This is a genomic window from Erwinia sp. JUb26 (assembly GCF_003751505.1).
Lineage (GTDB): Bacteria > Pseudomonadota > Gammaproteobacteria > Enterobacterales > Enterobacteriaceae > Erwinia.
The window spans coordinates 132,716-151,647 of the sequence record NZ_RJVB01000003.1; the positions used below are offsets into that span (position 1 = coordinate 132,716).

Consider the following 18,932-nt stretch of genomic DNA (forward strand, 5'->3'; position numbering starts at 1 on the left):
CATATTGACGGGCTAATTCAACCTTAAAAGCGAATTAATGCGTTTTGCGTCACAAAATAAAGGCAGTAATGGGATCGGTTTCTAAAAATTTAATTTTCATTGTTAATAAAAATGAAAAAAATGATCTAAATTGGTCATGCAGGCGGTTGTTGTTAAAACAAGGTTGAGTTTTTTCCGCTCTGTCCCCTTACCAACCAGGTCGTTAAGAGGTCATTGAAGTCGCTATGGCAAAAGAACAATATATAACCGCTAACCGTGCGTCAGGTCCCAACAGCAACACCAAAACAGAACCCCTCGTTAAGGTGATTGCCGCAATCGCTACTTTAGGTGGCCTGCTGTTTGGCTATGATACCGGCGTTATTTCCGGAGCCCTACTGTTTATGGGCGACGAGTTACATCTTACCCCCTTCACTACCGGACTGGTCACCAGTTCACTGCTGTTCGGTGCGGCGTTTGGTGCACTGTTCTCCGGTCATTTTGCCGCCGCCATCGGCCGCAGAAAGATCATCATTACTCTGGCGATTATCTTCGCGCTGGGATCGATCGGCACGGCGTTTGCCCCTGACGTTGAGTGGATGATCTTCTTCCGCGTGGTGTTAGGCGTTGCCGTCGGCGGCGCGTCGGCCACCGTGCCGGTGTATATCGCGGAAATTGCGCCCGCTAACAAGCGAGGGCAGCTGGTGACCATCCAGGAACTGATGATCGTTTCCGGCCAGATGCTGGCCTATATCTCCAACGCCGGGTTTAACGCGGCCTGGGGTGGGCATGATACCTGGCGCTGGATGCTGTTCGTGGCGACCATCCCTGCCGTTTTGCTGTGGTTTGGCATGATGTTTATGCCGGACACGCCGCGCTGGTACGCGATGAAAGGGCGGCTGGCCGAGGCGCGTAAAGTGCTGGAGCGCACGCGGGCGAAGGAAGACGTGGAGTGGGAACTGGAGGAGATTACCGAAACGCTGGAAGAGGAGGACCGCCAGCAAACGCGCTCGAGCATCAGCGAACTGAAAAAGCCCTGGCTGTTTAAGCTGTTCCTGATCGGCGTGGGTATTGCCGTTATCCAGCAAACCTCGGGCGTGAACACCATAATGTACTATGCGCCGACGATGCTGAAAGCGGTGGGCATGAGCACCGACGCCGCGTTGTTCGCCACCATCGCCAACGGCGCGATTTCGGTGCTGATGACCTTTGTCGGCATCTGGCTGCTGGGGCGCATCGGCCGCCGCACGCTGGTGAAGATTGGCCAGTTCGGCTGTACCGCCTGCCTGTTCTTTATCGGTGCGGTCAGCTACTTCATGCCGGAAACCATCAATGGCGAAGTGGATGTACTGCGCAGCTATATGGTGCTGCTGGGGATGCTGATGTTTTTAAGCTTCCAGCAGTCGGCGCTGTCTCCTGTCACCTGGCTGCTGCTGTCCGAAATCTTCCCAACCCGCCTGCGCGGGGTGTTTATGGGCGGGGCGGTATTCGCGATGTGGATTGCCAACTTCCTGATCTCTCTGGCCTTCCCGCTTCTGCTGGCCAGCGTCGGTCTTTCCGGAGCATTCTTTATTTTCGGTCTGATTGGCATTTGCGGCGCGCTGTTCGTGATTAAGTGCGTGCCGGAAACCCGCAACCGCAGCCTGGAGCAGATTGAACACTATCTGCACGACTGGCTGAGTAACGATGAAGAGGCCACCACGTTAGCCTCGACAAAGAAAAAGGCTGAAAGCCACTAGGCTACCGGCCGGGCAATCGCCCGGCCTTTTTATTGCTTCTCTCGCCTGCTGCACCAGCACACTGTATTCGCCGCGCCGTTTTTGGCATAATGCGCGCTGACTCACATCCTCACTACGTAAAATAAAGGCTATCCCTGTGCTAGTTTCCAGCAACGTCACCATGCAGTTTGGCAGTAAGCCGCTGTTCGAAAACATTTCTGTCAAATTTGGCGGCGGCAACCGCTACGGCCTGATCGGTGCCAACGGCAGCGGTAAGTCCACCTTTATGAAAATTCTGGGTAGCGATCTGGTGCCTTCTGCCGGTAACGTCTCCATCGATCCGAACGAACGTATCGGTAAACTGCGCCAGGATCAGTTCGCCTTTGAACAGTATTCGGTGCTGGATACGGTGATCATGGGCCACGGTGAGCTGTGGGCGGTGAAGGAAGAGCGCGATGCGATCTATGCGCTGCCGGAAATGAGCGAAGAAGACGGCTATAAAGTTGCCGACCTCGAAGAAAAATACGGCGAAATGGACGGTTACACCGCCGAAGCGCGCGCCGGTGAACTGCTGCTGGGCGTGGGTATTCCGCTTGAGCAGCATTACGGTCCGATGAGCGAAGTGGCACCGGGCTGGAAGCTGCGTGTGCTGCTGGCGCAGGCGCTGTTCTCTAACCCGGAAATCCTGCTGCTTGACGAACCGACGAACAACCTGGACATCGATACCATTCGCTGGCTGGAGCAGGTGCTGAACGAGCGTAACAGCACCATGATCATTATTTCGCACGACCGTCACTTCCTGAACATGGTCTGCACGCACATGGCCGATCTCGACTACGGCGAACTGCGCGTTTATCCGGGTAACTATGACGAATATATGACGGCCGCCACCCAGGCGCGCGAACGCCTGCTGTCGGATAATGCCAAGAAGAAGGCGCAGATCAACGAACTGCAGTCCTTCGTCAGCCGCTTCAGCGCCAACGCCTCGAAATCCCGTCAGGCAACCTCTCGCGCCAAGCAGATTGATAAAATTAAGCTGGATGAAGTCAAAGCCTCCAGCCGCCAGAACCCGTTTATCCGCTTCGAGCAGGATAAAAAGCTGTTCCGTAATGCCCTGACGCTTGAAGCGGTGACCAAAGGCTTCGACAACGGCCCGCTGTTTAAAAACTTAAACACGCTGCTGGAAGTCGGTGAGAAGCTGGCGATCATCGGTCCGAACGGTATCGGTAAAACCACCCTGCTGAAAACGCTGGTCGGTGAGCTGACGCCGGATTCCGGTACTGTTAAATGGTCTGAAAACGCGCAGATTGGCTACTATGCGCAGGATCATGCCCATGACTTTAGCGACAATTTGACCGTGTTTGACTGGATGAGCCAGTGGATGCAGGAAGGGGACGATGAGCAGGCAGTACGCAGCATCCTCGGCCGCCTGCTGTTCAGCCAGGACGATATCAAGAAGCCTGCTAAAGTGCTTTCCGGTGGGGAAAAAGGCCGTATGCTGTTCGGCAAGCTGATGATGCAGAAGCCGAATATCCTGATTATGGATGAGCCCACCAACCACCTGGATATGGAGTCCATCGAAGCGCTGAACATGGCGCTGGAAATGTACGAAGGGACGCTGATCTTCGTGTCTCACGACCGTGAGTTCGTCAGCTCGCTGGCTACTCGCGTGATCGATATGTCTCCGGGCAAGATCACCGACTTTACCGGCAACTACGAAGACTACCTGCGCAGCCAGGGCATCGTCTAAATTGCTTTCGTGGGCCAGGTTCTTCTGGCCCACGTTTAATAATTCTCCGCCACCCGATTTTTCCCCGCGTTTTTCGCCACGTACAGCGCCCGATCCGCTTCGGCAATCAGTGCCTGCGGCGTCAGTGACTGATTGATCTGATTCATCACATGCAGCCCGACGCTGACTGAAACCGCCTGCTGGCCACAGCTGTTGTGCTGATGTGGAATATTCAGTGCGGTAATCGCCTCGACCACCTGGTGTGCAAAGCGACTGGCCATTTCGCGATCGCAGCCGGGCAGAATAATCGCAAACTCTTCTCCGCCGTAGCGGGCCACCAGATTATCCGGGCGATGGGGCAGGTGGGCCAGCGCATCCGCAATGTGCTTCAGGCAGTCGTCGCCCGCCGGATGGCCGTAACTGTCGTTAAACGCCTTAAACGAGTCGACGTCAATCATCAGCAGCGCCAGCGGAATGCGCAGCTTGTGCGCGCGATCGATGCTGTGCTGCAAATAGAGATCGAACTGACGACGGTTTGCCAGCCCGGTCAGGCCGTCAACCAGCGCCAGGGTCTGCAACGTCCGGTTCATGGCGGTAAGCCTGTCGCGCACCACGGTCAGCTCCTGCTGATTTTTCAGATTCAGGCTGATGTGCCGCAGCACCAGCATCCCCAGCAGGAAAATCACCAGCAACAGAATGGTACAAAGCGCGATGTAGACACTCAGCGTGGAGAACCAGCCGCGCATCAGCTGCCTTTTATCATACCCGGCGGCGGTAACCAGCGAATAGCGCTGCAGGGCAGAGTAGCCGAAGACCCGCTCTTTGCCGTCGAGCGCGGATTTATACACGGCGGTACCGCTGGAGGCGTTTTTCAGCAGAGTGGTAAACAGCGGGCTGTCGGAAATATTGCGGTTGATGGCGCTTTCAACATACGGGCGCACGTAGAGGATCGTGCCGTCGCTCAGCATCAGCGCCAGCACGTTGTGGCGGCCCAGATTGTAGTAGCCGTAAACGGTTTTGAAGAAGCTGAGATTGACCGACGCCAGCAGAATACCGCGGAAGGATCCATCACCGTTATTCAGCCGCAGTGAAACCGGGATCACCAGATCGCCGGTAGCCCGGCTGCGGATCACCTTGCCGATATGCACCCTGCCGTCGTTATGGGTTTGATGATAGCGGAAATATTCCCGATCGCTGTTGTTGATTTGCTTCGGGATATTGCCTTTGGACGTCACCAGCCAGTTGCCCTGTGCATCGTAAATCGCCATACCGTTAAGCTGCGGCAGGGAGTTGGTGCGCGAACTGAGCAGCTCCTGAAGGTAGTTGTGCTGTGCCTGATTCAGGCCGATAAGCGAGATACGATCGCTGACGTCCTGCAGCGTCAGTTCTACCTGTAAGAAGGTGTCTTCCGCCTGGCGGGAAAGCGACTGCGAAAGATTATGCGCATCATCCTGTGCTGAAGCGATGGTCCGCTGCCAGGAGTTCCAGATCAGCCAGCCGTTAATCAGGATCACCACGCTCACAATGGCCAGCAAAAAAATAATCATCATCTGGCGCAATGAAAGCTTACTGGAGTGAGAGGTCACGGCATGCTGGTCTGCAATCATTTACGTCATCCTTCCTGCCACCGGGGCGGTCATGCTTTATTATAGATTCTGTCAGGCGAAACGCTTGTTTTTACTCCGTAAAAATTACGAAAAGCGTCTATTCTGGTGGGCGATCCGAGCAAACTTCACAGTGAGGATCGCGGGCCACTTTCATCGTGCGGAACTGCAGGGTCATGGCATCATACAGCAGCAGCTGACCGGCAACCGGGCTGCCGTAATCGGTGAGTGTGCGAATCGCCTCCATGGCCTGCAGGGAACCGATGACCCCAACCAGCGGGGCCATCACGCCCGCTTCCACGCAGCTCAACGTGCCGTCACCAAACAGCCTGCTGATGCAGCGATAGCACGGCTCGTTATCACCCCAGCGAAACACGCTGATTTGCCCCTCCATGCGGATCGCCGCGCCTGAGACCAGCGGTATTTTGCTGAGAAAGCACAGGCGGTTGAGCTGTTCACGCGTCGCCACGTTATCGCAGCAGTCAACCACCAGATGCTGTTCGCTTAGCAGCGGTGCCAGTTCGCTATCGTCAAGCTGCGCATTAATCGTGCTGTAGCGAACCTGCGAGTTAATAGCCTCCAGCCGAATGCGCGCGGACTCGACTTTCGCCATACCCAGCTGCGCCTCGCCGTGCAGCACCTGCCGCTGCAGGTTCGACAGGGAAACGTGGTCAAAGTCCAGCAGGGTCAGATGACCGACGCCCGCGGCGGCAAGATACTGACCGGCGGCACAGCCCAGCCCGCCCAGCCCGACCACCAGCACCTTTGCCGCCTTTAACCGCTCCTGACCGTCGAAGTCAAAGCCGCGCAGCACGATCTGGCGGTTGTAGCGCAGCATCTCTTCGTCGCTGAGTTCGGGGTGCATATCAGCCTTCCAGCAGCGCGTTAAACGGTTCGATCTCAACCCACTCGCCAGGCTGCACGCTGCCGCGTTCGCGTTCGAGTACGATAAAGCAGTTTGCCTGGTGCCATGAGCTGAAGACGTGGGAACCCTGATGGCCGGTGGATTTCACCTCCAGCTCTCCCTGGGGGTTACGCAGCAGAACGCCGCGCTGGAAGTCGAGGCGGCCCGGGGATTTTTTCAACACGTCGGCGCAGCGCACCCGCTGGCGTGGCGGCAGGGCGGGGCCGCTTTGCCCGTTCAGCTTCGCCAGCAGCGGCTGCACCAGCTGATAGAAGGTCAGCATCGCCGAGACCGGATTGCCCGGCAGGCCGCAGAACCAGCTGTTTTTCAGACGGCCAAAGGCGAAGGGTTTACCCGGCTTAATCGCCAGCTTCCAGAAACTCACTTCGCCGAGCTCCTCCAGCATCTGTTTAGTGTAATCGGCCTCGCCAACGGAGACGCCACCGCTGCTGATCACCACGTCGGCGCGGGCATCGGCCTCGTTAAAGGCGGCGCGCAGCGCATCGCGGTCGTCACGAATAATGCCGAGATCGATCACCTCGCAGCCCAGCTTATTGAGCATCAGATGCACGGCAAAGCGGTTGGTGTCGTAAATCTGCCCCGCGGCCAGCGGCTGACCGGGCGACTGGAGTTCATCACCGGTGGAGAAAATCGCCACGCGCAGCGGGCGCAGCACCTGCACGCTGGCAATGCCCAGCGAGGCCAGCAGCGGCAGCTCGGCGGCTCCGAGCCTGACGCCTGCGCTCAGCACTTCGCTTCCCTGGTGGATATCCTCTCCGGCGCGGCGGATGTTCTGCCCTGCGTTGACTCCCGCGGTAATCACCACCTCGTCACCCTGCAATTCGGTCTGCTCCTGCATCACCACCGCTTCGCATCCCGTTGGGATCGGTGCGCCGGTCATAATGCGGATGCAGCTGCCGGTCGGCCATTCGCCGCAGAAAGGCGACCCGGCAAAGGCTTTCCCGGCGACGGGAAGCGGCGTGCCGGATTGGACATCGACCATGCGGACGGCATAACCATCCATGGCGGAATTATCAAAAGGGGGAACGGCCATCGGTGAAATCACCGGAGAGGCGCTGATGCGACCGGCAGCCTGCGGCAGCGGTAAAACGTCGCTTTCATTCATGGGGGTAATGCGGCTCAGCATAGTGCTCAGGGCATCGTCGAGGGAGATCAATCCCGATGTAAACGCTTCCATATCATATCCTCGGTTCGCGCCGCCGGGGCGGGCGAAATGCTTTTGGCAGTATTATGGCGCGATTCGGCAACAGGGTCACGCATGCTGAAAAGAGAGGTATAAAAGTAAGAAATGCAGCTAAGTTAGAACCATTGGTTATTATCAGGGTGCGAACTTTCCGCTTTACAACCTCAGGTATGCTACCTATAGTCAAAACGGTATTTTTTCAAAAAATGCCCGCTAACCCGGTGTTTTTCATGCTGATTTAACAGACAGGATAAATAATCATGGTCAGAGCGACGATAGCCATCCACGGTGGTGCCGGTACGATAACCCGTACCAGTATGGATGCAAAGGCTGAGCAACGCTATCGTCAGGCGCTGACGCAGATTGTGGCCAGCGCCCAGGCGATGCTGGCCAGCGGTGCGACCGCGCTGGACGTGGTGACCGAGGCGGTTCGTCTGCTGGAAGAGTGCCCGATGTTTAACGCCGGAGTCGGATCGGTCTTTACCCATCAGGCGACCCATGAGCTTGACGCCTGCGTGATGGACGGCCGTACCCTTGAGGCCGGTGCCGTGGCGGGCGTTTCCCATATTCGTAACCCGGTGCTGGCGGCGCGCGCGGTGCTGGAGCACAGCCCCCACGTACTGTTTACCGGCGCGGGCGCGGAATCGTTTGCGGCCGCCCAGGGGCTGGAAATGGTTGCCGCCGATTTTTTCTCTACACCCGGCCGCCGCAAGCAGCTGGAGCGCGCGCTGAACCAGCAGAAGGTGGTGCTGGATCACGATGAGGCCCGTTCGGGCGAACCGCTCGATCCCGACCGTAAGATGGGCACCGTGGGTGCCGTCGCGCTGGATTCAGCGGGCAATCTTGCCGCCGCTACTTCGACTGGCGGAATGACCAATAAGCAGGTGGGCCGGGTGGGCGATTCCCCACTGCCGGGCGCGGGCTGCTATGCCAGCGATACGGTGGCCGTTTCCTGCACCGGTACCGGTGAAGTCTTTATCCGCACGCTGGCGGCCTATGATGTTGCCGCACAGATGAACTACGGCGGCCTGTCGCTACAGCAGGCCACCGAACAGATCGTGATGCAGAAAATTCCCCAGCTTGGCGGCAGCGGCGGGCTGATTGCCATCGATCGCCAGGGAAACGTGGTGCTGCCGTTTAACAGTGAAGGGATGTATCGCGGGTTCGGCGTAGTCGGCGAAGCGCCGGTGGCGGCCATTTTTCGCGAGGAGTCTTGATGAGCGTCCTTCACCAGCCTGACGAACGGGTACTGACGGTCAGCGATCTCAGCGTCAGTTTTCAGCAGGAAGACCGGCGCATTCAGGCGGTAAATAATCTCTCGCTGACGGTGAACGAAGGCGAAACGCTGGCGATCGTCGGCGAGTCCGGCTCCGGTAAATCCGTCACTTCACTGGCGCTGATGCGGCTGGTGGAGCAGGGCGGTGGCAGCATTGACAGCGGCAGCATTCTGCTGCGTCGCCGTAACCAGCAGCAGGTCGATCTGGCGACGCTGTCCCCCCGTAAGCTGCGGGAAATCCGCGGAGCGGATATCGCGATGATTTTTCAGGAGCCGATGACCTCGCTTAACCCGGTGTTTCCGGTCGGCGAGCAAATCGCGGAGTCTATTCGCCTGCATCAGGGCAAAGATCATCAGCAGGCGCTGGCAGAAGCGAAGCGCATGCTGGATCTGGTGCGCATTCCCGAAGCCAAAAATATCCTGTCCCGCTATCCGCACCAGCTTTCCGGCGGCATGCGCCAGCGGGTGATGATCGCCATGGCGCTCTCCTGCCGCCCGGCCCTGCTGATTGCGGACGAGCCGACCACCGCGCTGGACGTCACCATTCAGGCGCAGATCCTGCAGCTGATCCGCGTGCTGCAAAAAGAGATGCGGATGGGGGTGATTTTTATCACGCACGATATGGGCGTGGTGGCGGAAATGGCCGACCGGGTGCAGGTCATGTATCGCGGTAACGTGGTGGAAACCGGCGAGGTGGCAATGCTGTTCTCCGCACCAAAAGAACCCTATACCCGTGCGCTGCTGGCGGCGGTGCCTAAGCTGGGTGCGATGACCGGCCGACCGTTTCCGCAGAAGTTTCCTCTGCTGGGTGACGAGGCTGCAGTGGCCGGGCAGCCGCAGGATACCGTGCGCGAGGACGGCCCGCCGCTGCTGCAGGTTCGCGATCTGGTGACCCGCTTCGACATTCGCAGCGGCATCTTTAACCGCGTCACCCGGCGGGTGCACGCGGTGGAAAAAGTCAGCTTCGATCTTCATCACGGAGAAACGCTGGCGCTGGTCGGCGAATCCGGCTGCGGTAAATCCACCACCGGGCGATCGCTGCTGCGGCTGGTTGAGAGTCAGGGCGGTTCGATCACCTTTGACGGCAGGCGCATCGATCTGCTCAAAGGCAGCGCGCTGTCGCATCTTCGCCGCGATATTCAGTTCATTTTTCAGGATCCTTACGCCTCTCTCGATCCGCGCCTCACTGTAGGGTTCTCGATTATGGAGCCGCTGCTGGTCCACGGCATTGCTCGCGGCCAGGAAGCCGAGCGGCGGGTGGCCAGCCTGCTGGAACGGGTCGGGCTGCTGCCGGAACATGCCCAGCGCTATCCGCACGAGTTTTCCGGCGGTCAGCGGCAGCGTATCTGCATTGCCCGGGCGCTGGCGCTGAATCCGAAGGTGGTGATTGCCGACGAATCGGTTTCCGCGCTGGACGTGTCGATTCAGGCACAGATTATCAACCTGATGCTTGACCTCCAGCGCGAGTACGGCATCGCGTTTCTGTTTATTTCCCATGATATGGCGGTGGTTGAACGCATCAGCCACCGGGTGGCGGTGATGTATCTGGGGCAGATTGTAGAAATCGGCCCGCGCCAGGCCGTCTTTGAACATCCACAGCATCCGTATACCCGCAAGCTGATGGCGGCCGTACCGGTCGCTCAGCCGGGCCAGCGCCGCCGCGAGCGTGCGCTGCTGGTCGATGAAATTCCCAGCCCGATCCGTGCCCTCGGCGATGAACCGCTGGTGGCCCCGTTGGTTGAGGTCAGTGCCGGGCACTATGTGGCCCGCCATGCGATCAACCGCGCCTGATTTGATAATGAAAATAAGAGACAGGAGATTGAGATGATGGTTCTGAAAAAGCGTAATTTGTTGTTGACCGCTGGCCTGTTGGGAAGCTTCGCGGCCCTGCCAGCCTGGGCGGCGAAAGATGTGACGATCGCCGTAGCTTCTAACTTCACCACCCTCGACCCGTATGATGCAAACGATACGCTGTCGCAGGCGGTGGCAAAATCCTTCTATCAGGGCCTGTTTGGTTTTGATAAGGATATGAAGCTGCAAAACGTGCTGGCCGAGAGCTATCAGGTCAGTTCCGACGGTCTGAACTACACCATTAAGCTGCGCAGCGGCGTGAAGTTCCAGGACGGCACGGAATTCAACGCGGCGGCGGTGAAGGCCAACCTCGATCGTGCCAGCAATCCTGACAATCACCTCAAGCGCTTCAACCTGTTTAAAGTGGTCTCGGCAACGGAAGTTATCGATCCAACCACGGTGAAGATAACGCTCTCTCAGCCGTTCTCCGCCTTTATCAATACCCTGGCCAGCCCGGTGGCGGCGATGATCTCCCCGGAGGCGCTGAAGAAATACGGCAAGGATATCGGTTTCCACCCGGTGGGAACCGGCCCGTATGAGTTTGTGACCTGGAATCAGACCGATTTCGTGAAGGTGAAGAAGTTTGACGGCTACTGGAAGCCTGGCTATCCGAAGCTGGATTCGATTACCTGGCGTCCGGTCGTGGACAACAACACCCGCGCGGCGATGCTGCAAACCGGCGAGGCGAACTTTGCCTTCCCGATCCCCTTCGAGCAGGCCAAACTGCTGGAGAAAAACAGCAAGCTCGATCTGGTCACCTCGCCATCGATCATGCAGCGCTACATCAGCCTGAACGTCACCCAGAAGCCGTTTGATAATCCGAAAGTGCGCGAGGCGATTAACTACGCGATAAACCGCGACGCGCTGGCGAAAGTGGCCTTCGCCGGTTACGCCACCCCGGCTACCGGTATCGTTCCGCCGTCCATTCAGTATGCGCAGAGCTATCCGGCACCGGAGTACAACCCGGCGAAGGCGCGCGAGCTGCTGAAAGAGGCGGGCTATCCTGACGGCTTCACCACCGCGCTGTGGTCTTCCCATAACCACAGTACCGCGCAGAAGGTGCTGCAGTTCACCCAGCAGCAACTGGCGCAGGTGGGCATCAAGGTGCAGCTGACGGCGATGGATGCCGGCCAGCGTGCGGCACAGGTTGAAGATAAAGGGCAGAAAGAGAGCGGCGTGCGCATGTTCTACACCGGCTGGTCGGCATCGACCGGTGAAGCCAACTGGGCGCTGACGCCGCTGTTTGCCACCCAGTCCTGGCCGCCAACCATCTTTAACACCGCGTTCTACAGCAACCCGCAGGTGGATAAAGATCTGACCGATGCACTGAACACCACCGACGGCGAGAAGAAATCCGCGCTGTATAAAGATGCCCAGGATCGTATCTGGAAAGATCAGCCGTGGGTGCCGCTGGTGGTTGAGAAACTGGTTTCCGCGAACACCAAAAACCTGACCGGGTTCTACGTGATGCCGGATACCTCGTTCAGCTTCGACGATGCTGACCTGAAGTAACGCCCGAGACCAGAAAACGCCCCCTGTGAAGGGGGCGTAGGAACATTGATGCTTAACTATTTTATTAAACGCCTGCTGGGCCTGATCCCGACGCTGCTGATTGTGGCGGTGCTGGTGTTTCTGTTTGTCCATCTTCTACCGGGCGACCCGGCACGATTGATTGCCGGACGCGAAGCGGATGCCGAAGTGGTGGCGATGGTTCGCGAACAGCTGGGCCTGGATTTGCCGCTGCCGCAGCAGTTCTGGCGCTATATCACCAATGCGCTGCAGGGGGATTTTGGCCTGTCGATGGTGTCGAAACGCCCGGTTTCCGAAGAGATTGCGCTGCGCTTTATGCCTACCTTCTGGCTAACGCTGAGCAGCATGGCGTGGTCGGTTGTTTTCGGCATGGCGATTGGGATTGTTTCCGCCGTGTGGCGTAACCGCTGGCCCGACCGTCTGGGGATGACGCTGGCGGTGTCCGGTATTTCCTTTCCGGCATTTGCGCTGGGGATCCTGCTGATGCAGGTATTTTCCGTTGAGCTGGGCTGGTTACCGACCGTCGGAGCCGACAGCTGGCAGCACTATATTTTACCCTCGATTACACTTGGCGCTGCCGTGGCGGCGGTGATGGCCCGCTTTACCCGAGCGTCGTTTGTGGAAGTGATGCAGGAAGATTATATGCGCACCGCGCGGGCCAAAGGCGTGCGGGAATCGCTGGTGGTCGTGAAGCACGGCCTGCGCAATGCGATGATTCCGGTGGTGACCATGATGGGGCTGCAGTTTGGCTTCCTGCTCGGCGGCTCGATCGTCGTGGAGGTGGTGTTTAACTGGCCCGGACTGGGGCGGTTGCTCGTTGATTCCGTTGAGATGCGTGATTATCCGGTGATTCAGGCCGAGGTGCTGCTGTTCTCACTGGAGTTTATTTTGATTAATTTGATGGTCGATATGCTCTACGCAGCGATCAATCCCGCAATTCGCTACAAATAAGGATGGTTGATGCTTAACTGGCGACGCAAAGCTGCGCTATCCGCGCTGCCGACAATCAGCCCCGACCGCGTGCGCACGCCGTGGCGCGAATTCTGGCGACGTTTTCGTCGGCAGCATCTGGCGATGGCGGCGGCGATATTTATTGTGCTGCTGGTAGTGGTGGCCGCGTTTTCCCCCTTACTGGCACCGTTCGATGCGGAAAACTATTTTGACTACGACAGGCTCAACGAGGGCCCATCGATGCTGCACTGGTTTGGCGTGGATGCGCTGGGCCGCGATATTTTCAGCCGCGTACTGCTGGGCGCACGGCTGTCGCTGGTCGCCGGGGTCTTTTCGGTGGCGGTGGGTGCCGCAATCGGAACGCTGCTGGGGTTACTCGCCGGTTATTACGAAGGCTGGTGGGACCGCATTATCATGCGCATCTGCGATGTGCTGTTCGCCTTTCCCGGTATTCTGCTGGCGATTGCGGTGGTGGCGGTACTCGGCAACGGCATGTCCAATGTGATCCTCGCGGTGGCGATTTTCAGCATTCCCGCCTTTGCACGACTGGTACGCGGCAATACGCTGGTGCTGAAGCACCTGACCTATATTGAGTCCGCACGCAGCATCGGTGCGCCGGACTGGGTAATTATCCTGCGTCATATCCTGCCGGGGACGCTCTCTTCCATCGTGGTGTATTTCACCATGCGTATCGGCACCTCAATTATCTCGGCCGCCAGCCTGTCGTTTCTGGGGCTGGGTGCCCAGCCGCCAACGCCGGAGTGGGGCGCAATGTTGAATGCCGCGCAGGCGGATATGGTGATGGCCCCGCACGTGGCGATTTTTCCGAGTCTGGCGATTTTCCTGACGGTGCTGGCCTTCAATCTGCTGGGCGATGGCCTGCGCGATGCGCTGGACCCTAAACTGAAGCACTAATAGTACTTTAAGCGTGCAGCGTCTGCTGCGCGCTTAAACCATCCGATTGACATTACCCAATGCACACCGTGCGGTTCACATTATCCAACTTACATCATGCGGCTGAGTACGATCGCGGCAGCGTAAATCGCGATGGCAACAATGCTGATGCAGGTTCCGCAGGAAATCGCCTTCGCCGAGCGGCCGGTGCCGAGGTAGTGTGTTTCCAGCACGATAATATTGGCGGCAGGGGGCAGCAGGCAGAATAGATACAGCGTGGCCGCGTTATCGGTCAGAATCTGAACGCCAAAAAGATGTCCGCATAGCAACAAGGCGCTGACAAGCAGGAAAATGACCCCGCCGCGCAGTAAAAAAGGGCGCAGCTCGTTGCGGAAATCCGCTGCCGTCACCCGGACTTTCCCCAGCCAGATCCCCAGAATTGCCATCCCGAGGACGCTCATCAGGGATTTTGCGATGTCGTAAAGTCCTTCCCCAAAATACGCAATCTGCTCACCGAACGGGATCAGCGCGATCCCGGCACCCAGCGCCAGCACCGGCGGCGTTTTTAGTAGGCCTTTCAGATCCAGGCCTGCGCCGGAGAGCATGCCCGCGCCAATTGAGTTGCCAAAAATCGAGCTGCCGACGTACGCGGCGATCACGATCACCACCGCCTGTGCGGAGAACAGGGCGCTGACGATGGGCAGGCCCAGCCAGCCGATATTCAGATAGAAGAAGCAAAGATGCTGCACCGGATCGCGGCTAAGGCGGCGACCGATGCTCAGTAAAATCAGCATCAGCAGTGCGGTAACGACAATGATGCCGCTCATAGCATGAAAGTAGCTGGAAACGTTATAGATAATGACCAGTGGAATGATAAGCCGTGTTAACAGCAGGGAAGCCAGTGCTTTGATATCCCAACGGGTATGGCCCATCGCGTAGCCCGCCAGAAGGTAAATCAGCGGTAAAAAAATGGTCATCGACGATCCTCTGCGTTCTTTCCGGCTGAATGATATAGCATTTTTGTTAATGAATTGTCATCGGCTAATTCACAGGCAGGATAAACCTGCGCGATATCTCACCGTCATAAAAGAATTTTCCAGCCACCGTAGAGGAATTCGACATCCCTGCATATGATGAAAAAGACATCAATTTACGCCGTTTTCCTCAACAAGGAACATCACCATGTTAACGATGCACTGGAAAGGGTCTGCTGCGCTGGTTGTGCTGAGTTTAGTACTGGCGGGCTGTTCTTCTAAAGTGGCTGAATCAACGCAATTCTCAGGATTTTTATCCGACTACTCGCAGCTAAAACCCACCAGCTCCCCGAGCGGTCATCAGACCCTGCGCTGGATTTCGCCAACCTTTAAGAATGAGGATTACAAAGGCATTTATTATACGCCGGTAGTTTACTATCCTGCCGCCAGGCCTACGGCCCGAATCAGCCAGCAGACGCTTGACCAGGTGCGTGGTTACGTCGATACCCAGCTGCAGCAGGCGGCTGCGCGCCATAAGCCTCTGGTCAGCAAGCCGGAGCCAGGTACGCTGATTTTGAAAACCGCCATTACCTCGGTGAGTGCGGAAAATCAGGATATGAAGTTCTATGAAGTGGTTCCGGTCGCGGCGGTGGTAGCCAGCACGATGGCGGCTTCCGGCCACCGCACGCAGAACAGCGTGCTGTTCCTTGAGCTGGAATTACTGGATGCCCGTACCGGGGATCCGGTGGTGAAGGTGGTGCGTAAGGCCTACGGTAAATCCGTTGCCAATAACAGCGCGCCGATTACCTTTGAGGAGCTGCGCAGCGGTATTGATGAGATGGTGCAGGATGCGGCGGCGTTCCCGTCGCTGCAATAGCGGGGCGGGTGATGTCTGAGGAAACAATACTGGCGCTGGCGGGCAGTGCCTCTGGCTGGCGTCCTGCCACTAAGTTGCTTGCAGATTCGGAAGTTGGCGCTGGCTGGCAGTGCCCCCGTTCGGGCGGTCCTCGCGCCGCGTTGCGGTTCCTTCACTTCGTTCGTCAGCCGTGCGGACCGCCACGGATGGGCTGACGTGCTGCAGTGTTGTTTGTAGATTCGGAAGTTGGCGCTGGCTGGCAGTGCCCCCGTTCGGGCGGTCCTCGCGCCGCGTTGCGGTTCCCTCACTTCGTTCGTCAGCCGGTCGGACCGCCACAGACGGGCGTCCTGCCCGGCTGTGACTTTTGCCAGCTTCCCTGCTGGCAAATCCTGGCTTTCTCTCTCTGTTCAGCGCTGCGGATTGCCCGCCCGGGGGCACTGCCAGCCTGCTATCAAAATATCGTGTCGTCTGAAAATAAATGGTTTGAAGCTATTGCCATTCATGCAGCGAGATGACTTCCGCTTTGCAGCGCACGAGATTTGAGTGTTTGCTCTTTGAACTGACTGCATACGGAATCACACTTTGTTAGGAGACCTTGCTTTTGTCGAAATCAAAAAGCGATGAATTTCTAATGGGGACAGCCTCTGCTGCTGCGTAAGGGCATCCGCAGCGCTGAGGTGAAGCCGTTGAGCCAGGAGACGACAGCAGGGATGCTGGCGTCAGGCCGGGTTTGAACAGGGACGTTCAATCCTGGCCGACCTGTAGGCGCAATGGCGTAACCGAAGGCACCGTGCCACGCACGGCGCGAGGACCGCCCGGAGCAGCAGCAGAGGCTGAACCACTGGCACCCATTCCTCAGCGGAATTTGCATGAACTCATACCATACACGAAGCAATAGTGATGGATTCCGCTCAGCGCTGCCGATTGCCAGCCTGCGTGCTGACTTTTGCTTTGCCTGATATTTAAATGACGTTGTAGGCTGATGCTTACATCCGATGCTAAAACGACGTTCATGCAGCGATGAAATAATTAAAAGGGTCAGCCTCTGCTGCTGCGTAAGGGCATTCGCAGCGCTGAGGTGGAGCCGTTGAGCCAGGAGACGACAACATGGATGTTGGCGTCAGGCCGGGTTTGAACAGGGACGTTCAATCCTGGTCGACCTGTAGGCGCAATGGTGTAACCGAGGGTACCGTGCCACGCACGGCGTGAGGACCGCCCGGAGCAGCAGCAGAGGCTGAACCCCAGGCACTTATTCCTCAGCGGCATTTGCATGAACTCACACCATACACGAAGCAATAGTGATGGATTCCGCTCAGCGCTGCGGATTGTCCGCCCGGAGCAGCAGCAGAGGCTGAAGCCCGGGCACCCATTCCCCAGCGCCGTCTTTACCCTCATTAAGGTTTTGTAAAAAGCCCGCCGCTTTACTCCCGTTTCGCTACGGTTATCTGATACATCCCGTTACGGAGAGAAAACTATGTTTAAACCCCTGGCCGCAGTTAGCCTGCTTGCACTGCTGTTCAGCCCGGCGGCGCTGGCGGAAAAAGTCACGGTCGAAGAGCTGCAGGATGGCCTTAACCATCCCTGGGCACTGGCGTTTCTGCCTGATAGTCAGGGGATGCTAATCACGGAGCGATCCGGCGAACTCCGGCGCTGGCAGGCGGGGAAAGGGCTGTCCGAACCGCTTAAAGGCGTGCCGGAGGTCTGGACACGTAGCCAGGGTGGGCTGCTTGACGTGGTGCTGGCCCCTGACTTTGCCGAAAGCCGCCGCGTCTGGCTGAGCTATACGCGGGGAGAAGCGGATGGTCGCGGCGGTGCTGCGGTGGGCTACGGGCGGCTGAGCGAAGATTATCAGATGCTAACTGACTTCCGCGAAGTGATCCGCCAGCAGCCGGGCCTGTCCGGCGGGGCTAATCTGGGTACCCGAATGGCGTTCGATCGCAATGGCGATCTGTTTATCGCCTTTGGGGATAACTTCCAGGCGGAAAAAGCGCAGGATCTGAATGCGCTACAGGGAAAAATCGTGCGGCTGAAAGCGGATGGTTCGGTGCCGTCGGATAACCCGCTGGTGGGTAAAGCGGGAGCGCGCCCGGAAATCTGGACGTGGGGAATGCGTAATCCGCAGGGGCTGGCGCTCAACCCCTGGACCCACCAGATGTGGGAGAGCGAGCACGGCCCGCGCGGCGGTGATGAAGTGAATATCTTAACGAAAGGGGCGAACTACGGCTGGCCGCTGGCAACGTGGGGCATCGATTACAGCGGTGCAAAGGTTCCGGGCTCCAAAGGCGGCGAGGTTGCGGGAACGCTGCAGCCGATCTGGTACTGGAAGGTTTCCCCCGCCATCAGCGGCATGGCGTTTTATAACAGTGCCCGCTTCCCACAGTGGAAAAACTCACTGTTTATCGGCGCGCTGAAGGAAAAGAATCTGATCCGGCTCAGCCTGAACGGCGAGCGGGTGGTCGATCAGCAGCGCCTGCTTGAGGATCGCAATGAGCGCATCCGGGACGTGCGCATGGGGCCGGACGGCTGGCTGTATCTGCTCACCGATGAGTCCGACGGCAAGCTGCTGCGGGTGGGGTTGGCACCCTGATATGAAAATCGATTAACGCACCCAGTGACACACTTCCCAGCCGCGGTCCTGCGCCAGCGTGAGCAGGGCATCGGCCGGGTTAACCACGTGCGGGCGATCGGCGTTTTCCAGCATCGGCAGATCGTTCATTGAGTCGCTGTACGCCCACATTTTTTCGAACTGTCGGGCGCTGCTCTGCGACAGCCAGCGATTAACGCACTCCACTTTTCCTTCTTTATAGGTGAGTGGGCCGAAGATCTTGCCGCTGTAGCGGCTGTCGACCACCTCAACGCCAATGGCCAGCGCGCAATCCGCACCGAGGCGTTGCGCAATCGGTGCGACCAGATGCTCGCCGCTGGCAGAAATTACCATCACCGTATCGCCGCGCTGCTGATGCCAGCGCATACGCTCGCGCGCCGCCGGATAGACGCGTGGCACGATATCGCGTTGGATAAAGCGCCGGATCCAGCCGCTGACCGTTGAGGTCGCCAGCCCCGCCAGCGGTGCCAGCGTGGTGTCCATATACTCTTCCATGGAAAGGTTGCCCTGATAGTACTGATCCATCAGCGCCTGTTCCTGCTGCAGTATCTCCGCAGGTGCAAAGCCCTGAGAAACCAGCCAGTGAAGCCATAAGCCGGTACTGTCTTCGGAAATTATCGTTTCATCAAGGTCGAACAGCGCTAAATCCATGGTTATCACTCCTCAGCAGACTGCTGCCAGAGTAGCGAATTTTTGTGACAGGCTTAACTGTTTAACCATAATTCGGAATATGTCCTGGCATTATCCGGCCGTTGACGGCGATTATTTATGCATCACCACGGGCAAGGTTAAGATTTATCTAATAAACTCTAGAAAACTTTACGGTTTGAAGGTTCTTTTCATTGATGTTACGTCTTAGT

Annotated in this window: 14 protein-coding genes; 9 read left to right on the forward strand and 5 right to left on the reverse strand. The window is 57.8% G+C overall.

From position 1 onward, the window contains the following. The first annotated feature begins 224 nt into the window (after window positions 1–224). On the forward strand, window positions 225–1,715 hold the full coding sequence (locus EC836_RS09320) for a sugar porter family MFS transporter (RefSeq protein ID WP_123332369.1): 1,491 nt from the start codon (window positions 225–227) through the stop codon (window positions 1,713–1,715). Window positions 1,716–1,851: 136 nt separating this feature from the next. Then, complete coding sequence (locus EC836_RS09325; protein WP_123332371.1) at window positions 1,852–3,444, forward strand: ABC-F family ATPase; 1,593 nt, start codon at window positions 1,852–1,854, stop codon at window positions 3,442–3,444. A 35-nt stretch (window positions 3,445–3,479) separates the two neighbouring features. Here EC836_RS09325 and EC836_RS09330 read toward each other — a convergent pair whose 3' ends face one another. From EC836_RS09330 to moeA, 3 genes are all read right to left on the reverse strand, one after another. Further along, window positions 3,480–5,030, reverse strand: coding sequence for a sensor domain-containing diguanylate cyclase (locus tag EC836_RS09330; RefSeq protein WP_123332373.1), 1,551 nt, complete (start codon window positions 5,028–5,030; stop codon window positions 3,480–3,482). Window positions 5,031–5,127: 97 nt separating this feature from the next. Further along, on the reverse strand, window positions 5,128–5,892 hold the full coding sequence (gene moeB / locus EC836_RS09335) for a molybdopterin-synthase adenylyltransferase MoeB (protein ID WP_123332375.1): 765 nt from the start codon (window positions 5,890–5,892) through the stop codon (window positions 5,128–5,130). 1 nt (window position 5,893) lies between these two features. Next, on the reverse strand, window positions 5,894–7,129 hold the full coding sequence (gene moeA / locus EC836_RS09340) for a molybdopterin molybdotransferase MoeA (protein ID WP_123332377.1): 1,236 nt from the start codon (window positions 7,127–7,129) through the stop codon (window positions 5,894–5,896). A gap of 266 nt (window positions 7,130–7,395) precedes the next feature. Here moeA and EC836_RS09345 point away from each other — a divergent pair, with 266 nt between their 5' ends. From EC836_RS09345 to gsiD, 5 genes are read left to right on the forward strand one after another with little or no spacing between them, the layout of a single operon-like run. Further along, window positions 7,396–8,352 carry an isoaspartyl peptidase/L-asparaginase gene (locus tag EC836_RS09345; protein WP_123332379.1) on the forward strand — a complete coding sequence of 319 codons (957 nt, stop codon included), beginning with the start codon at window positions 7,396–7,398 and terminating at the stop codon, window positions 8,350–8,352. Beyond that, the gene (gene gsiA / locus EC836_RS09350) at window positions 8,352–10,202 is read left to right on the forward strand and encodes a glutathione ABC transporter ATP-binding protein GsiA (protein ID WP_123332381.1); all 1,851 of its coding nucleotides are present in this window, start codon (window positions 8,352–8,354) and stop codon (window positions 10,200–10,202) included. The genes EC836_RS09345 and gsiA overlap by 1 nt, the downstream gene beginning before the upstream one ends. Before the next feature lie 33 nt (window positions 10,203–10,235). Further along, window positions 10,236–11,774 carry a glutathione ABC transporter substrate-binding protein GsiB gene (gene gsiB, locus EC836_RS09355; RefSeq protein ID WP_123332383.1) on the forward strand — a complete coding sequence of 513 codons (1,539 nt, stop codon included), beginning with the start codon at window positions 10,236–10,238 and terminating at the stop codon, window positions 11,772–11,774. A gap of 48 nt (window positions 11,775–11,822) precedes the next feature. Continuing rightward, window positions 11,823–12,743 (forward strand): glutathione ABC transporter permease GsiC, encoded by a 921-nt coding sequence (gene gsiC / locus EC836_RS09360; protein WP_105593496.1) that lies wholly within the window; start codon window positions 11,823–11,825, stop codon window positions 12,741–12,743. Window positions 12,744–12,752: 9 nt separating this feature from the next. Continuing rightward, window positions 12,753–13,658, forward strand: a complete 906-nt coding sequence (gene gsiD, locus EC836_RS09365) for a glutathione ABC transporter permease GsiD (protein ID WP_123332385.1) — start codon at window positions 12,753–12,755, stop codon at window positions 13,656–13,658. Between the two features lie 89 nt (window positions 13,659–13,747). Here the strand turns inward: gsiD and EC836_RS09370 are convergent, their stop codons facing one another. Continuing rightward, window positions 13,748–14,614, reverse strand: coding sequence for a permease (locus EC836_RS09370; RefSeq protein WP_123332387.1), 867 nt, complete (start codon window positions 14,612–14,614; stop codon window positions 13,748–13,750). A gap of 205 nt (window positions 14,615–14,819) precedes the next feature. On the opposite strand from EC836_RS09370, the gene EC836_RS09375 reads away from it, so the two are divergent. Both EC836_RS09375 and EC836_RS09380 read left to right on the forward strand, forming a co-directional pair. Then, window positions 14,820–15,488 (forward strand): DUF3313 domain-containing protein, encoded by a 669-nt coding sequence (locus EC836_RS09375; RefSeq protein ID WP_233599222.1) that lies wholly within the window; start codon window positions 14,820–14,822, stop codon window positions 15,486–15,488. 1,453 nt (window positions 15,489–16,941) lie between these two features. Next, window positions 16,942–18,054: a PQQ-dependent sugar dehydrogenase gene (locus EC836_RS09380; protein ID WP_123332389.1), complete on the forward strand. Its 1,113-nt coding sequence runs from the start codon at window positions 16,942–16,944 to the stop codon at window positions 18,052–18,054. Between the two features lie 12 nt (window positions 18,055–18,066). On the opposite strand, the gene EC836_RS09385 is transcribed toward EC836_RS09380, so the two are convergent. Beyond that, a complete protein-coding gene (locus EC836_RS09385; RefSeq protein ID WP_123332391.1) occupies window positions 18,067–18,723 on the reverse strand; it encodes an HAD family phosphatase in 657 nt (218 codons plus the stop codon). Window positions 18,724–18,932: the final 209 nt, after the last annotated feature.